Genomic DNA, 15862 nt, shown 5'->3' with positions numbered 1-15862 from the left:
TGTAAGAGGAAGTAACCATATAAAAAGAAAAACAGCACAAGGATTTGATGGAAGTGAACATGCAGACAGGAGCAGAATATATTCTACAAAAAAACAACAGGATAGCGAAACCAAAAGGGCAGCGGAGGCGCTCCTGCTGCCCTTCCCCGATTACTCCACTCCGTAGCGCTGCAAGATCTCGCCCACCAATTCCAGCGGGAGCGCCTCCGCTCCATGTCCATCGCGTCCTGTGATCGACCTTGCTCCATACAGCGCGTTTATCACTGCTTCCTCGGTTGTTTCCACCACAGCCGCAAAAAGCTGGTCCAGAATCGGGCTTTGCTCGTTTAACACATGTACCAGGCGCACAGGCGGTTCTGGTTCACATGGAATGCGATCAGCAGTCGAAAAGGCGATCGCAAGATCACCGCTTCCATGTCCACCATGCGTCCCTGTGCGAGCCAACCCAAGCGGCACGCGGCGCGTCAGGCGAGCCAGTTGCCGTGCATCAAGCGGCGCATCAGTCGCCAGCAGCACGATCACTGAGCCCTGTTCCCGCGCCTGCCCGGGAGCTCGTCCCAGTTCGCGCCCGACTGGAACCCCACCAATCAACAGATCAGCTCGACGTCCAAAATTTGCCAGCACCAGCGCACCAAGTGTATAGCCTCCATACCGCTCTTCAAGCCGCCGCGAGGCTGTACCAATCCCTCCGGCAAAGCCATACGCCATCATCCCGGTTCCCGCGCCAACGTTCCCCTCCTCCGGGACAGCTTCCGAGGCCGCTTGAAGCGCCTTCCGCACCTCATCACGTCCCACATGCCGACCGCCAATATCATTCAAATAACCGTCATAGCACTCGCACACGACCGGGTTCACTGAGCCCGCCGTCACGCCGATCGCCGGGTGCTGCTCGATCATATATTCAACCAGAGCATCAGCGACTTTTCCAACATTCAGTGTATTGGTCAGCAGAATAGGCGTCTCCAGTTGACCAAGCTCTTCAATCTGCACCAGCCCGATCGTCTTTCCAAACCCGTTAAATACGGTCGCTGCTGCTGGTACTTTTTCCGCAAAGAGGTTGCCGGGATGCGGAATAACTGCTGTGACCCCGGTACGAACCGGCCCGACGCCTCGCACCAGCGCCCCTTCACCACGGATGATAGTCGCGTGGCCTACCCGCACACCCTTCACATCAGTGATCGCGTTGTGTTCACCCGGTTGCATTCCCCCGAGTGCAATACCGGCTTCACGTGCTCTCAATCGTCTCATAAAGCCATTCCTTTCGTTTTTTCTTCCATCAAGTATACGACAAATTGGCTGTTGTGAAGGTTCCTTCTTGACAAAAATCGATACCAACGGCTATAATATGAGCCACATGCAGTTATAGCGACTTGTGCAAGTCGTTAAGCGTTAAGCGAAAAAGTGAGCACAGGAAGAGGTGAGGGAGATCGAAGGCAAAGAGCGTTTCCTTGCTTTTATGCAACAAACGAGCACGTTTAGCGAGATACAAGATCCTCAGTCCGCATTCGCGCATGAGAGCATACAGTCTTTCCTTTCTACGCGACCATTGCGCACGAAAGGTGACTGCGACGCGTTTCTTGCTGAATTTGCGCCTTATCTCACGCGTATCGACACGTTCCATGCTGGCATGCTTGCATTGCTGTGTGGTAGCACGGTTGAACGCGGGGGAGATCTCTCAATCCCCTTCGAGCACACAATGAACCTGCTCGTCCATCAGTTGAGACTGGTTAAAGCACTTGCAGAGCGCAATGAATCGTTCAGCCCCGAAGACACGTTCAGGCGCTACGCAGAAGAGGTACGCGCAGAGAAAGCCCTTCCGCTAACCATTCCAGCGGCAATGACCATGCTATGTCGTGATAAAGAACGTCGCAAGCAGTGGCAGCAGCGCACGGATGTTGTCGAGCTTGTCACTGGACTGGAGCAGGCCGGTCTTATCCCATATTATCTGGAACGCGTCTTTACGCTGCTGGATGATAAAGAGCTGCTGATCCTCGATCCTACCAACCGCCGCGCCTTCCTGACTCGTCTGATCGGTGTTCAGAACGTCATGTACCATTGTTATGCCCTGTTGCAAGATGCCATTCTGCAATATGTCGGGCCGGGCTATCTCAATGCAGCTCCGACTGATCCTCAGGCTGTCCGTTATGCGAAAAACGATCATCTGACACCCGCTGATTATCAAGCAGCGCGGGAGCTTTCAGACTATCAGCGCTTCAATTTCACCTACCCCGGCGGCCTCTTTTTCCCCGGCTCCGCTCCTTTTGAAGAGGTTCCAACGCTGGGTGGTATGCCATTTCTCATCATTGAACCAAAACGCATGCATTTTCAATGGGATCCGGCAAACATGTATCCAGTGTTGCATGAAGCGCTGCAAGCACGTATTGAGATCGTACGCGAGCTCTCACATGAGGAGCTGGCCGAGCGCAATTTTCTTTCCTTCTTCCACAACTAACGGTTCTTCCTTCTCTCCTGTTCAACTCCTTTCATTCTCATTTGAGAAAGAGCAAAAGGAAACGTTTATTACTCTGTTAGGCGTAAAAGCATTCTTCCCTCTTCCATGATGTCTAAGGAGTGATATATGCAGAAACGCATGACAACTCACAAACAAGCTCAAAGAATGAATCCTGATGACGTTGCTGAATATCTTCTCAGTATTCAGCCAAAGAAAGCGCTAAAGAAGGAAACAGACTTCTTATACTTAAACAGCATCGTCGCAGCTAAGCAGCTCTTGACTTTTCTTGTCATCTTGCTCATCATAGGGCTCATCAGCTTTGTTCTCTGGCGTATCTATCAGTCTTTATCTGTCGTCTTCATTCCATCCCTTATCATCATTCTATTTTTCGTGCTCAAATGGCTTGGCAAGCGGCATCTTTGGATTGGCTTTCACGACAAAACACTCTGGGATATACTGAAGGATTTTTCGATTCCCATCATCCTGGCCGTCGCCGCCATCAGCGTTACTACTGCCCAGAACGAGATACAGACGTTTCAGGTAAAAGTGCAGGAAGAGCAGGTACAAAATGAAATACTGCAGGAATTCAAGAACAATATTTACGACCTGATCTCGCATGAGGGGCTGCTACAAGCAAACGAGCCTGCACGTCACAGCGCGCTTAGCATCACATTACTCACGCTGAGACTCCTGGACAAGATACATCACGAGGAATACAAAGGGCAGGTTGTGCTTTTCCTCTATGAATCGAACCTTATCTATAAAGAAGCGCCTATTCTTTCGCTCCGCGAAGCAGATCTTTCGCGGGCGGATCTCGCCAATGCAAAACTAGAGCGAGCTGACCTCTCGGGAGCGAATCTGAGCGAGGCAAATCTGACCTCTGCCTTATTGAGCACGGCTGATCTCAGTGGGGCCAATCTCACCAAAGCTAACCTGAACCATGCAGAGCTTTTACATGTAAATCTAAACTATACGAAATGTGAAGGTGCGAACATGCAGTATGCTCGTCTCACGGATGTAAGTGCATCTTACAGTAACTTCTCGCACACAACACTTACTGATGCAGATCTTCGCAATGCTCAGTTTTTCTCCACCATCTTTACGGGTGCAATGATGCAGCGAGCCCTGTTGTCACAAAGCGTGTTGACGAGTACAAAGCTTCAGGGAGTCGACCTTGAGGGCGCGATCCTCACCAGAGCTGACCTCTCCTACGCAGATCTCACCCATGCAAAACTGAAGGATACAGATCTCAGAAAGGCAAACCTCGACAGCGCCACATTCCAGCAGGCAGACCTGACCGGCGCTAATATACAACAGGCGAATCTGTTCCACACAGATCTGAGTATCGAACAGCTTAACCAGACCGACACCTTGCGAGACAGCATTTGTGGATTCGCGTACACACATTCAACTCATAAACCACCTCTTGAACAGACGACCTGTCCAGTATTCCCATAATTCGCAGGAACCCGTTTGTATGTCATATTGCTTGTTCAACTCGATTCTCCATGTGCCTGAGTGGCTCAGGATTGCGCCTTGCTTTGATGCAATGCTTCTTCTCATTTCAGGAGGGCATCATCAAAGCAGACTCGCGTATCTATGCGCTTGCTGGCTGTATCGAGCTTTCTCCTCAATGTTGCTTGCTATCGACGGCGATGACAGCGGGCTGAAAATAGTGCAGGCAGTTGGTATCACAGCCACAAAAGCAGGGGATCAGAAGCAATTGCCCTGCATGGTGGCTCATCGCACTCCTATGATTACGCTATAGATGCATTGTCTATGCTGGTGAAACGACTCCTCTTCACTCAGGCATTGTGATTTCTTATGCAATGAAGGGCAAAGCGAATCGATCTGCTCTCGAATGATCCCATGCATCATACCTCAATGAGTATAATGACGACAGGAGAAAAAGTGCATAAGCTCAACAAAGGAGTTTTTCTATGCCCGGATCATTTCGCATTGGCACTATCGCAGGACTTACCCTTTATATTCACTTTAGCTGGTTTATTATCCTTTTCCTGCTGACATTTTCGCTGGCATTTGGCTGGTTTCCCGCCCTTTATCCCGGTCAGTCAATCATCTCGTACCTGTTTTTGGGACTGATCGCCTCACTCCTGCTCTTTGTCTCCGTCGTGCTCCACGAGATGGCACATTCCCTGGTTGCTCGCTCGCGAGGCTTACCCGTCCGAAATATTGTCCTCTTCATTTTCGGCGGCGTCAGCAACATCCAGGAGGAGCCCCATTCCCCCGGCACAGAGTTTCTGATGGCCGTCGTTGGCCCGCTCGTCAGCCTGATTATCGGCGCGATCTGTTACGGGCTCTTCTACCTGTTTCGTGGAGCACACTCGCCGTTTGTGCCGATGCTGGCCTATCTGGGATTAGCAAACATACTGCTAGGCGTCTTCAATCTGCTCCCGGGCTTTCCGCTGGACGGCGGGCGCGTGCTCCGTTCGATCGTCTGGAAGGCGACGGGAAGCGCCTACAGGGCCACACAAATTGCAACACGCGTGGGTGCGTTCATCGCCTACCTCTTTATTCTCGTCGGCATATGGATCTTCTTCTTTTCGCGTGACCCATTCAACGGGATCTGGCTTGGCTTTATTGGCTGGTTCCTGCTCACAGCCGCGCATGCTTCACGCAGTCAGGCCACGCTCGACACACTGGTACAAGGAGCGACAGTAGGAGAATTCATGAAAAAAGATCCGATTACCGTTCCTGCAAATATATCGCTTCGCAGACTCATTGACGAGTATATTCTTCCACAAGGGTTACGCAGTGCACCCGTAATGCAGGCTGATCGCTTTGTCGGCCTTATTACCCTCAAGGACATTCAACGTGTCCCTCGTGACGATTGGGAGCGTATCCCCGTGGGCCTTGTCATGAAGCCTGTAGAGCAACTTCACACGGTGACCCCCCAACACGGTATCAAAGATGCACTTCCACTCATGTCTCGTCAGGACGTCAACCAGCTCCCTGTGCTCGAGAATGGGCAGCTTGTTGGCATGCTGACCCGAGATGCAGTAATACGCTCGCTTGAAATCCGTCAGCAGCTCGGCCTTGAACGATCTGAAAACGCAAGCGGATAATTACATTCCACCGCCATAGCAAGAAGACAGGTTTCAGCGAGGCCCATGCATCCAGTAATGCTCGATCTGTTCCAGCGTTCGTCCCTTCGTCTCGGGAACGAGCTTTAAACAAAAAATGAAACCAAGCACACTGAGAATCGCGTAAATCCAGAAAGTCCACGTTTGGCCGATTGCATTCACAAGTGAAAGAAAGCTGATACTCACAACAAAGTTTAACAACCAGTTCGTAAATGAACAAAGGCTCGCGCCAATGGCTCGCACACGCGTCGGGAAGATTTCCGCACTCATCAGCCAGAAAACCGGTCCCAGGCTGATCGCGAAGGCAATAATGTAGCAGATCAGCGCAACGAGAATCAGCACGCGCACATGGGCGGCAAACTGCGGTGTAAAGAAGAGTCCCATGAAGAACAAGACGACCGCAAGAGCCGCTGTGCCGATGAGCAACAGGGGGCGCCTCCCCAAGCGATCGACGAGAAAGAGCGAAACGATAGTAGCCAGGACATTGACAACTCCAACAATACTCGTTGCCAGAATTGCACTGCTTGCACTAGGGGCTCCCGCCGCTTGAAAGATAGTCGGTGCATAATAAATCACAGTATTGATACCAACAAGCTGCTGTATAGCTGCAATCCCCATCCCGACCAGCAACGCACGTCTCAGGCCAGGTTTGAAGAGCTCTCCTGCCCCTATAGCCCGCTGCTCCTCCTCAAGCAAGGATTGATGAATCTCTGCTATACCTCTTTCAGGATCTATACCTTTGATACGCCTCAACACTCGTTCGGCATCCGTCCAGCGCCCTTTGCTGGCAAGCCAGCGCGGTGTTTCCGGGCTCATCAGCATACCCAGAAAGAGAAAGATGCCAGGTAGAGCGGATGTCGCAAACATCGGACGCCACCCCAGATTGGCGCGAGCAAAGCCCAGATCAGCCCAGTATGAGATAGCGATACCCAGTGTAACCGCTAACTGGTTCAGTGAAACCAGAGCGCCGCGCGACTTTGGTGGCGACATCTCCGAAATATAAACCGGCACCACACTTGCAGCCGCTCCAATAGCCAGCCCAATGATGACACGCCAGACAAGGAAGAAGGGAAAGTTCGGGGCGACAGCAATCAGTATTGCACCAATAGTAAACACGACACCCAGTAGTAACAATGTTTTGCGTCGTCCCAATATGTTATTTATTTGTCCTGCGCCAAGCGCACCTATAATCGCACCAACAAGCACAGAACTGACCGCAATCTCCTGCTGTCCAGACGATAAATGAAACGTGTCTTTGAGAAAGAGCAAAGCCCCCGAAACGACTCCCGTATCATAACCGAAAAGCAGCCCACCAAGCGCGGCCACCAGCGCCACAAAAGTCGCAGATATGGGTCGTTCAGTACGAGCAGGCCGGGTTACATTTCTACTCATTGTGTTTTTGCCTCCACTATGAATAAAGCATTTTCTATTCTCGCATTCGCTCTCACTTCTGAACATCTGCCATGCCCACTTGCATTCTTCCAGGAAAAATGGTTTCCTATCTTCACTATAGCTATCATCTCAACACCACCTGTCAGCTCGCTTTCTTACGCGACAAAAACAGCAGAAATAAAAAAGACCGGAAGTCTCAAAAGGATTGAAGCTTTCCGGCCTTCGCTTCCGAAAATCAGACAATGGTCACATGGTAGGAGTCCAACCAGGCATTCGTTTGCAGCAGGTATTCCAGGAATGCCGGGCCCATATCGCTCTGGAAGTTCTCCGCAGGCATTTCAACCAGACGACGAACCAGCGGCACGTTCACCAACGAGAGCAGCGGCGCTTCAGGATTATCGAGTACCTGGCTCAAACGCTGCTGAATTCCCTGCACATACCCGGGATGGAAGGTGGAAGGATAGGCGCTCTTCTTGCGTTTCCGCACCTCTTCCGGCAATACGTCGGCCAGCGCACGACGCAGAATGCCCTTCTCCTGTCCATCAATAGTCTTCATCTTCCAGGGAATATTCCAGACATACTCGACAATGCGCTTATCGCAGAAGGGGACACGCACCTCGACACCCGCCGCCATGCTCATTCGGTCCTTTCGATCAAGCAGCAACGGTAGAAAATGCGTCAGATTCAGGTAGAATATCTCGCGCATACGAGCATTCTCCGCGTCCTCACCTGGCAGGCGTGGCACTTCTGCCAGTGCCTCTTCATACCGCTGCTTACGATACTCAGACAGCTTCAGCCGCGCTTCGAGAGCAGGCGAGAAGAGCGAAATCTGTCCCAGATTTGCCTGACGTCCTCGCAGCGCCATCCACGGGAACGTATCTGCCTTTATAGCTTCTTCATGATGGAACCAGGGATAGCCGCCAAACACCTCATCAGCAGACTCGCCCGAGAGAGCAACAGTCGCCTGAGACTTGATGGCCTTGAACAAGAGGTAGAGCGATGTGCTCATCTGCCCCATGCCAGGCCGATCATGCGCATACATAGGAACGAGTGCGTTTTCCAGTAATGCTTCATTATCAACCACGATATTGTGGTGCTCTGTCCCTAAATAATCAACCATCTGCTGTATAAATGGCGTATCAAGGCTTGGCCGAATCAAGCTTCCGTGGAAATGCTGCGCACTCTCTACAAAATCAATCGAATAGCTATGCAGCGTTTTTCCTTCCTGCTTGAAGAAACGCTGTGCCAGTCCGGTAATACCACTGGAATCGAGCCCGCCCGACAACAGTGAGACGACCGGCACATCAGCGATGAGCTGGCGCTTCACGGTATCCTGAAGCAGCGAACGCAAGCGTTCAACTGTCGTATCCACATCATCGGTATGCGGAGCGCTCTGCAACTTCCAGAACTGCCAGATTCGCGTCTGCTCAGGGCTATGCAGCATCGCATATCCCGCACGAAGCTGCTTCACATCGCGAAAGACGGTCTGTCCTGGCGTGTTCACCAGCCCGAACAACTCATTCAGCCCCTCGCTATCCACTTCTGGCTTCACAAGCGGGTTTGCAAGCAGTGCCTTGAGTTCCGAACCAAAGAGAAGCGCACTCCCACGCTGTGCATAGAAGAGCGGCTTGACCCCGAGCGGGTCGCGCGCAAGCAACAAAGTGCGCTTCGGCTCATCCCAGAGAGCAATAGCGAAGATACCATTCAGGCGATCAAGGAAATCGGTCCCCCACTCATCATAGGCATGCAGTATAACTTCAGTGTCGGAATGCGTTTTAAAGGTGTGGCCGAGGGTTTCCAGCTCACTGCGGAGTTCACGAAAATTGTAGATTTCTCCATTATAAGTGATAACATACTTATGGCCGTGAACTGCGTAGTGCATCGGCTGCTTGCCACCGGCAGGGTCGATCACGATCAAGCGGCGGTGAGCCAGCGCGGCATGCTGGGAAAGCCAGGTACCGCCTGCGTCCGGGCCTCGGGGTTCCAGGGTACAGACCATCCGTTCAAGCATTTCATGCTGCTGTCTGAGATCTCGTTCCCAGTCAATCCAGCCTGCAATTCCACACATAATCTCATCCTTTCTTACAGTCTCTCTACAAGCTCTCTTTTCGTAACGCTCGTCCTGACGAGCTTATGTAGGTTCGACAGCCTCCCACACGGATAGTTCGCGCTATCCAGACTGCCAATCGCGAAGAGAAAAAAATATGAAGAAGAATAGAAAGGGAGAAATAGAGTAAACACTTCTAAGAAGTAGAAAATGCTTCAGTCAACATAATATTCCTTCTCTTCCCTGAGTGTATCAGATCGCCGCTCCTTCGCCGATCTTTCTACTGGTCCTGCTTTGTCTCGTCGTTCGCTGGCGTCAGCAAGCGCACCAGCACCTCAAGCGCCATACAGAGCTGCTGCCGCTCGTCGCTCCCTAGCGACTCTATCCACTGCCCTACATGCTCCTTCTGCCCTTGCCGCAGATTGCTGATAAGCTGTTCACCAGCCGAAGTTAATGAAACCAGCGTATAGCGCCGATCGAGCGAAGATTCAATACGCTGCACCAGTCCAGCCTGTACAAGTCGATCGATCTGCTGGCTTGCTGTCGGAGCGCTCACCCCGAGGGCCTGAGCCGCCTCACTGACAGGGAGCGAACGTTCATGGAAGAGCAACAAAAGCATCTTCATCTGTGCCAGCGTAATATCAAGCGCCAGCCAATCTTGAAGCGTGGGACGCTGCATCATACGTAGCACAGCATGATACAGGTGTATAAGCTCATCCACAGAACGGGGATTCATATACGACTCCTTAAGCAACCGAGCCTACGATCATCGATACTGTATAAAGAATCGTACCTTATTCATTAGTTTCTGTCAAGTAGTTAGAAGAAACCAAACTATTTCACCTCAACTAAAGGATGAGCTTATACCAGCTGCATAAGTAATCGACAAAGTAGCCGTAAAAAAAGAGCAGGGGCAGGAAATCCTGCCTCTACTCAAGCACCGATACGGCCTCCTGACGCGAAACCCGCTGCTCGGCAATCGTCCAGGTTTCACCTCCAAAGCGCTGTAAAAACCAGCGATCATGTGAGATCACCAGCACCGGGCCCGGAAAGCTGACAATTGCTTCCTCAAAAGCCTCCAACACATCAAGGCTGATAAAGTTGGTGGGCTCATCCAGCAACAACACATTAGGATCAGTCGCCATCAAGCGAGCGATTTCCAGTTTGCGCCGCTGGCCGATACTGAGCTGTCCTATCTGTTTTTGCATATCTTCCAGCCTGAACAGCCCATACCCGATAAGCTTGCCAATCAGCTCACCCTCAAAACCTACCTGTCCCTCGCGATAGCTCTCAAGCACCGTCTTCTTCAGATCGAGCGAATCCGGTTCCTGAGGAAGATAACCGATACGCGCTCCTGGAGCCACACTGATCGAGCCCATATCAGGCCGCTCAAGGCCCAGAATGAGCTTGAAGAGCGTGGTTTTACCGATCCCATTTGGACCAACAAGCGTAATGCGCGCCCGCGGCCCGATGCTTGCTGTAAGATCGCGAAACAACAGACGCCCATCGAACTGCTTACCAACCCCCTCAAACCGGATCACCTCCTGTGACTCCATCGGCTTCGATTTAAAGTATGAAGTGACGCGCACCAGTTCGGGCGGCTTGGGGACAGGATTCTCCTCGATCCGCTTCAGGCGCTCCTCCGCCTCATGAATATCACGAGAAACCGCCTTATCGACGCGCTGTGAAAAGAAATGCACCGCGAACTTATCGTTATCTCGCCTCGGTCGATAGCTATGCCCGATATGCTTCCCCTTCTCCTTGATCCGCTTGCGCAGCTCCTTTATCTCTTCCTGTTGTTGCTCATAATCTTCCTGCCACTTCTGCCTATCTGCCGCCTTTTGCTCGACATAGGCGTCATAATTACCGACATATGTCTTGATGGTTCTTTTATATTCATCAAGCTCAAAAATCGCATTCACAGCTCGATTCAAAAACTGGCGATCATGTGAAACGATCAATGCCGCTCCATGATAGGCCGCAAGGTAGCTCTCAAGCCATTCCAACGACGTGACATCCAGATGGTTTGTCGGCTCGTCGAACAACACAATATCTGGAGCACGAAGCAGCAACGCCGCCAGCCCAACCCGCGCGCGTTCGCCGCCTGAAAGGGTGCTTACATCCCGATCACGCGGCAGATAGGAAAGGCGTAACCCATCCAGAATAGTGGAGATCTTATGATCGAGCTCATAGCCTCCCTGATCCTGAAAGCGCGTCGTCACCTGGCTGTATTCTTCCAGCAGCTCCGCAAGCCTTTGCTCGTCCGCAACCGTCATCTCAGCCTCAAGCGCGTGCATCCGCTCTTCCAGGCGACGCAAGCTGCCAAGCGACTCATAAATCAGATCATCGATGCTCTGGCCATAAAAATCGGGGGTCGTCTGAGGCAGGTAGCCAACCTCAACAGAAGGTCCATAAGTGATAGAGCCCTCGTCCGGCTCCTCTTGCCGCATGAGCAAACGGAGTAGCGTCGATTTCCCCACGCCATTCGGACCAACAAGCCCTATATGCTGACCTGCATTGACAACAAATGACACATCCTGCAAGATCGTGATTGCCCCATACGACTTGCTCAAATTCTGAACAGTTAACAACATCTATTGCACCTCAAGCTTTTCGTACATCTTCATCAGGAGAAAAAAGGAATATCTTGAGGTTCCGTGCTCATGCTGCTTGTGGGGAAAGAAATGGTTATTGAGTGGACAGGCGCGTTTTTTCCGTAAACACGAGCACAGAACCAGGTATCAAACGCAAGCAACCAGCATAGCACGAGACAATATGTGCAAATGAGAGGAGTTGCGTAGATCTTACCTGACTGTGTAATCCATGTTTACAGTGATACGCTCCTTTTAGAGAGGATAAAAAGCGCAGTGCCGACAACGACACATACGCCGAAGTTCTATTTCGCTATACAGTATACGCAAAATGCTGATCTTTGTCAAGAGGCAATTCGTGAAACCACTGCATACCCTGCTGATGACCTATGAGAAGCGGCTTCGCCCCATACGGGATGGAACCAATCAAGCGCCAGATACGAGAAATTTATCCCTGATCGCCCTCATTAAAGATCCGCTGATAGAGCGAGCGTACAATGCGCGCCTGTCTTTCACCGCTTGCCGCATAATTACTCAAACCGGGAACAGCATTCAATTCTAGAATACTGTAATCGGTCTCGGCCCGCTCCACATCAGCACAGGCAAGATCAACCCCACAGAAACGCAGTCCCATATCGGCCACCAATCGCACACAAAATGCGCGCCAATAAGGATGCAGCCGCTCGGTGTAATCCTCGACCTCACCACCTGCACAGAGATTCGAGACATCATGCAGTTGATAGAGCTGACCCACAGGTAAAATCGTCTCCAGGCTCATCTGATCACGCTGCAAGCGCCGTATGATCCGACTGTCTTCGATATCAAAGCGCCGCGCTCGTCCAAGCTGAAGCCATTCAGCCTGTTTGCGCTGAAGCAGCGCCCGAATAGGAGAAACGCCGTCACCTTGCACGGTAAGCGGGACACGGCGATAGCAGGCCACAACCTCATCTTTGTACACGACCACCCGATAATCAGGCCAGTTCACCGCCTGCTCTACCAGAAATAGTTGATAGTCAGCAGACTGATATTCGCCTACTATTTCAGCGAGATCTTCTCTCCTGGCACATCGATTGACGCCTTCTCCCTGTCCTTTCGAGATTGGCTTGAGATAGCATGGAAAACCTATTTCCTGCTCAATTGCTGCTCCTACCTCATCAATAAAGGTTTGAAAGTCGCCCTGAAACGCCTGCTTCTCGATCTGTTGAAAATAATCGGGGAACAGGAAAACACGGCCTTGCGGGGTATGGTAGCCCAGTTGCCTGAGAAAATATTTGGTATACCCCTTATCGAGCGCGATTTCGCTTGCGCCAAGCGAGTTCAGGTGCAGCCTTGCCCCCCGAAACAGCACAACAGCGCCCGAGTGATAGACAATGCGTCCGACATAGCCATAGTCGGGCTCTAGATCAATCTCCCGCACGTTTGGGAGCTCTCCAGCAGTAAAGAGCTCTAGCAGCACTCTTGTCACAAACGGAAAGCGCGGCTTTTGCTGAATGGCAGCGGGTACAGGCTCATAAGGCCGTAGTTTTACCATAGACCAACCATCTACCTACTTCAAAATTGGATAGTCAAAAATGTGGAATGAAGCCTCTTCCATTCGTAAGTATAGCACATTTCGGTCTTCAGAAGACACGCACCAGCGAGCGATGGGCTGTATTCCGAGCGCATCGCTCGCTGGTTGCTCTCAGCGCTCACTTTGCCTGGAGCAGTGGGAGCACCTCAGACGTGATTCGCTCAAATTGTCGTTGCTGCTCAAAGCCAGTAATCCGCAAAATGGGGTGAGTGACCCCGGCATCAAGCAGCGTCTGAAGCCGCTCGGCACACTGTTCAGGCGAACCAGAGGCCAGCCAGTAGTTTTCCAGGAATTCACGTGGATAATCTTCACCATAATAGCGCTTCAAGAACTCCCGGCTCTCTTCATAGGCCGCGTCACGATCCTCATTGACATGGATATTATAGGTCAAACCTACCTCAAAATCGGTGGGCAGCACGCGCCCCTCCTCTTCCGCATACTGGCGAATGGATTGCAACCCGGCAGCGATCGTCTCAGGTGTCCCGACAGCAGTCATCCAGCCATCCGCAAACTTCGCCACCCGCCGCATGGCTCGCTCCATCAATTTTGGTCTGGAGAGATTGAAATCCGAAACGATCCAGACCGGGACAGGTTGTTGAATGGGGCGCGGCTGTACCGTCACGTTCCGAAACTGCGTGTAGACGCCCTCATAGCTGACCTGCTCCTGCGATGAGAGCAGCCGAAGGATCTCAACAGCCTCTTCCATGCGCTTGCTACGCGTTGCTGGATCGATGTGAAAAGCCTCATATTCCTCATTGAACTTGCCACCACCATGCACATTGCGCCCCTGACAAGCAATGAAGATCGTACGTCCGCCCGAAAGTACGTCCAGACTGCACCATTGATACGCAAGCAGCAAAGGGGGGCGCAGCGGCGTACTGGCAAAGCAGGCAGGGCCAATCCGAACACGCTTTGTCACCGCCGCCAGCGCTCCAAGCAGCACCAGCGCATCAACACGCGGCTTGGCAAGAATCGAATCACCTACCCAGACCGAAGCCCACACCTCGGCCCTGTCAGCTTGCTGTGCCATTGACAGCATCTCATTGACGTTCGAGGCTCCAATCATTACCCCTCGGTTGGTCAGAAGCAAGCCAAAGCGTGCATTTCGTTGTGTCATACTCTATAGAACTCCTTTGTGCAAAGTAGTTTGATTAAACTAGTACGGTAAAAAAAATTATTCAGGAGAGATCGGGATCAAGCATGTGAATAGCATCCTGATAGGCACGTTCGATAGTATCAACGCGCATTTGATAGCCGCCCCGAGCCTGTTCCGCATCCACACCAGACGCAAGCAAATGCTCGAACTCCTCCCATGCATGCTCCAACTGCCGTACGTAGGCAGCATGAGCCTTCTCCACCTTCGCAATATCCGCATTGAACGTGTCATATGCCTCTCGCAAGGCTTCACTGGCCGTAGAGTGCTGCTTTTCTCGCCACTCATAGCGGCTGTCACCCTGAATACGCCGAATCGTTTCGCGCAGCCACCAGATATCAGCCTGGAGCCGCACAACATTGTGATCAATCATCAATTGTGCGTAGAGGCTCTCACTTCTCGCAGCGCTATCAGCCTCTTTATGCGCCTGCTCGACGACACGGCGATGAAACCGTTGCGTGGCTTCCATTGCAATCAACGCAGCATTCATCATATCTAGCTGATGCTGCAAGCGAGCAAGCACTTCCTCACGTGGAAGCAGAAACGCAAAGGCAAGCGCGGCATCAATCGGGTCATAGGTACGTCGAGCCTCGGCGTCGTCCAGCGCGTTCCGAAGCAGCTCGAACAGATATGAGCGCCCACTCTCGGTAATGCGATAGATGTGCCGATCAGGATAATTTCCCTCCCGCTCTACCGTTTCTTCTTCTATATACCCTTCTTCACGCAGTTTGCGTAAATGATAGTACAGCCCGCCACCGCTCAATCTGATATAATCCGCAAAGTGCTGACGTGCGATGCTCTGCTTCAGTTCGTAGCCATATTGAGGCCGTTCAGCCAGCACACCCAGGATTACCAGACGATAGCTCATAACATCCTCCCTTTGCTGTACAGATTTGCTCTGACTGGTTTGCCCAAACCAGTTTGTTGATACTTCACATACTTTACTCTACCGGCGGCCCTGCTGTCAAGGGTCCTATCTTGTGAAGTACTCCGGCCCTAGAAGAGCGGGGCTTCTACGCAGGTTGCCCCGCGTCGGACGCTTCCAGCCCTAAAGACTTCCGAAACCGCCATTCGGAGCGGAAGCGTTCACTATTCCAAACAAGCAAGCAATGCCCGAGCTCATGAATGAGTGTCGCCTTTTTTCACATCATACGGATAGTCACTCAGATGCAACGGATGCGAATAGCTTATCCCTCATAAACGGTTGCTTCAATCTCGTGCTCTAACATGAGCAGGCCGCTTGCCTCCTCCATTTGAGCAATTATATGCTCGCCTTCTTGCTCCCAGATGCTCCGATACTCACCGACAGCCGGTGCATAGCGTGGAGCTCTGCCAGAAACCGAACTTGTACGTGTAAAAGTCTACTTCTTCCATACATATTGCTATTTATAGCACAAATCACTATACCACAGGCAGGTATCTCTTTTTCCAGCAAAGAGCTTGACATATTCTCCAAAATGCGTACATCTTTTTCTTGCTATTTATAATAATGCTGAACGCGCTTCTGTAGCGTGTTTAGCCCACAGATAGGGTTCAGTAATTTCTCAGTTTCT

12 protein-coding genes are annotated in these 15862 nt (G+C 51.6%); 4 read left to right on the top strand and 8 right to left on the bottom strand.

All coding sequences use genetic code 11. The annotated features are described in order from the left end of the window. Positions 1–150: 150 nt before the first annotated feature. Positions 151–1248, bottom strand: coding sequence for a DmpA family aminopeptidase (locus tag EI42_RS11370; protein ID WP_111321948.1), 1098 nt, complete (start codon positions 1246–1248; stop codon positions 151–153). 298 nt (positions 1249–1546) lie between these two features. On the opposite strand from EI42_RS11370, the gene EI42_RS11365 reads away from it, so the two are divergent. From EI42_RS11365 to EI42_RS11350, 4 genes are all read left to right on the top strand, one after another. After that, positions 1547–2452, top strand: a complete 906-nt coding sequence (locus EI42_RS11365; RefSeq protein ID WP_211326124.1) for a hypothetical protein — start codon at positions 1547–1549, stop codon at positions 2450–2452. Between the two features lie 126 nt (positions 2453–2578). Continuing rightward, positions 2579–3910 (top strand): pentapeptide repeat-containing protein, encoded by a 1332-nt coding sequence (locus EI42_RS11360; protein ID WP_111321946.1) that lies wholly within the window; start codon positions 2579–2581, stop codon positions 3908–3910. Positions 3911–3929: 19 nt separating this feature from the next. After that, positions 3930–4220 carry a hypothetical protein gene (locus tag EI42_RS11355; protein ID WP_111321944.1) on the top strand — a complete coding sequence of 97 codons (291 nt, stop codon included), beginning with the start codon at positions 3930–3932 and terminating at the stop codon, positions 4218–4220. A 172-nt stretch (positions 4221–4392) separates the two neighbouring features. Further along, positions 4393–5538 (top strand): site-2 protease family protein, encoded by a 1146-nt coding sequence (locus EI42_RS11350; protein WP_111321942.1) that lies wholly within the window; start codon positions 4393–4395, stop codon positions 5536–5538. A gap of 33 nt (positions 5539–5571) precedes the next feature. Here EI42_RS11350 and EI42_RS11345 read toward each other — a convergent pair whose 3' ends face one another. The 7 genes from EI42_RS11345 to EI42_RS11315 form a co-directional block, all read right to left on the bottom strand. Continuing rightward, positions 5572–6948, bottom strand: a complete 1377-nt coding sequence (locus EI42_RS11345; protein ID WP_111321940.1) for a sugar porter family MFS transporter — start codon at positions 6946–6948, stop codon at positions 5572–5574. Between the two features lie 235 nt (positions 6949–7183). Further along, positions 7184–9016 carry an asparagine synthase (glutamine-hydrolyzing) gene (asnB, locus tag EI42_RS11340; RefSeq protein WP_111321938.1) on the bottom strand — a complete coding sequence of 611 codons (1833 nt, stop codon included), beginning with the start codon at positions 9014–9016 and terminating at the stop codon, positions 7184–7186. 259 nt (positions 9017–9275) lie between these two features. Next, positions 9276–9731: a MarR family winged helix-turn-helix transcriptional regulator gene (locus tag EI42_RS11335; RefSeq protein ID WP_111321936.1), complete on the bottom strand. Its 456-nt coding sequence runs from the start codon at positions 9729–9731 to the stop codon at positions 9276–9278. 193 nt (positions 9732–9924) lie between these two features. Beyond that, positions 9925–11589, bottom strand: coding sequence for a ribosomal protection-like ABC-F family protein (gene abc-f, locus EI42_RS11330; RefSeq protein WP_111321934.1), 1665 nt, complete (start codon positions 11587–11589; stop codon positions 9925–9927). Between the two features lie 445 nt (positions 11590–12034). Next, entirely contained in the window at positions 12035–13117 is a 1083-nt protein-coding gene (locus tag EI42_RS11325) for a hypothetical protein (protein ID WP_111321932.1), read from the bottom strand. A gap of 157 nt (positions 13118–13274) precedes the next feature. Next, positions 13275–14273: an LLM class flavin-dependent oxidoreductase gene (locus EI42_RS11320; RefSeq protein ID WP_111321930.1), complete on the bottom strand. Its 999-nt coding sequence runs from the start codon at positions 14271–14273 to the stop codon at positions 13275–13277. 61 nt (positions 14274–14334) lie between these two features. After that, the gene (locus EI42_RS11315; RefSeq protein ID WP_111321928.1) at positions 14335–15177 is read right to left on the bottom strand and encodes a PadR family transcriptional regulator; all 843 of its coding nucleotides are present in this window, start codon (positions 15175–15177) and stop codon (positions 14335–14337) included. Between the last annotated feature and the right edge of the window lie 685 nt (positions 15178–15862).

It is taken from the genome of Thermosporothrix hazakensis (assembly GCF_003253565.1).
Lineage (GTDB): Bacteria > Chloroflexota > Ktedonobacteria > Ktedonobacterales > Ktedonobacteraceae > Thermosporothrix > Thermosporothrix hazakensis.
The sequence above is the reverse complement of the archived record's forward strand: the minus strand, read 5'-3'. Positions and strand labels throughout refer to the sequence as shown.

Coding starts and splice junctions, on each gene's coding strand:
- EI42_RS11350 (WP_111321942.1), top strand. CDS start 4,393: ATGCCCGGATCATTTCGCATTGGCACTATCGCAGGACTTACCCTTTAT.
- EI42_RS11325 (WP_111321932.1), bottom strand. CDS start 13,117: ATGGTAAAACTACGGCCTTATGAGCCTGTACCCGCTGCCATTCAGCAA.
- EI42_RS11335 (WP_111321936.1), bottom strand. CDS start 9,731: ATGAATCCCCGTTCTGTGGATGAGCTTATACACCTGTATCATGCTGTG.
- EI42_RS11370 (WP_111321948.1), bottom strand. CDS start 1,248: ATGAGACGATTGAGAGCACGTGAAGCCGGTATTGCACTCGGGGGAATG.
- abc-f (WP_111321934.1), bottom strand. CDS start 11,589: ATGTTGTTAACTGTTCAGAATTTGAGCAAGTCGTATGGGGCAATCACG.
- EI42_RS11345 (WP_111321940.1), bottom strand. CDS start 6,948: ATGAGTAGAAATGTAACCCGGCCTGCTCGTACTGAACGACCCATATCT.
- EI42_RS11320 (WP_111321930.1), bottom strand. CDS start 14,273: ATGACACAACGAAATGCACGCTTTGGCTTGCTTCTGACCAACCGAGGG.
- EI42_RS11355 (WP_111321944.1), top strand. CDS start 3,930: ATGTCATATTGCTTGTTCAACTCGATTCTCCATGTGCCTGAGTGGCTC.
- EI42_RS11360 (WP_111321946.1), top strand. CDS start 2,579: ATGCAGAAACGCATGACAACTCACAAACAAGCTCAAAGAATGAATCCT.
- EI42_RS11315 (WP_111321928.1), bottom strand. CDS start 15,177: ATGAGCTATCGTCTGGTAATCCTGGGTGTGCTGGCTGAACGGCCTCAA.
- asnB (WP_111321938.1), bottom strand. CDS start 9,016: ATGTGTGGAATTGCAGGCTGGATTGACTGGGAACGAGATCTCAGACAG.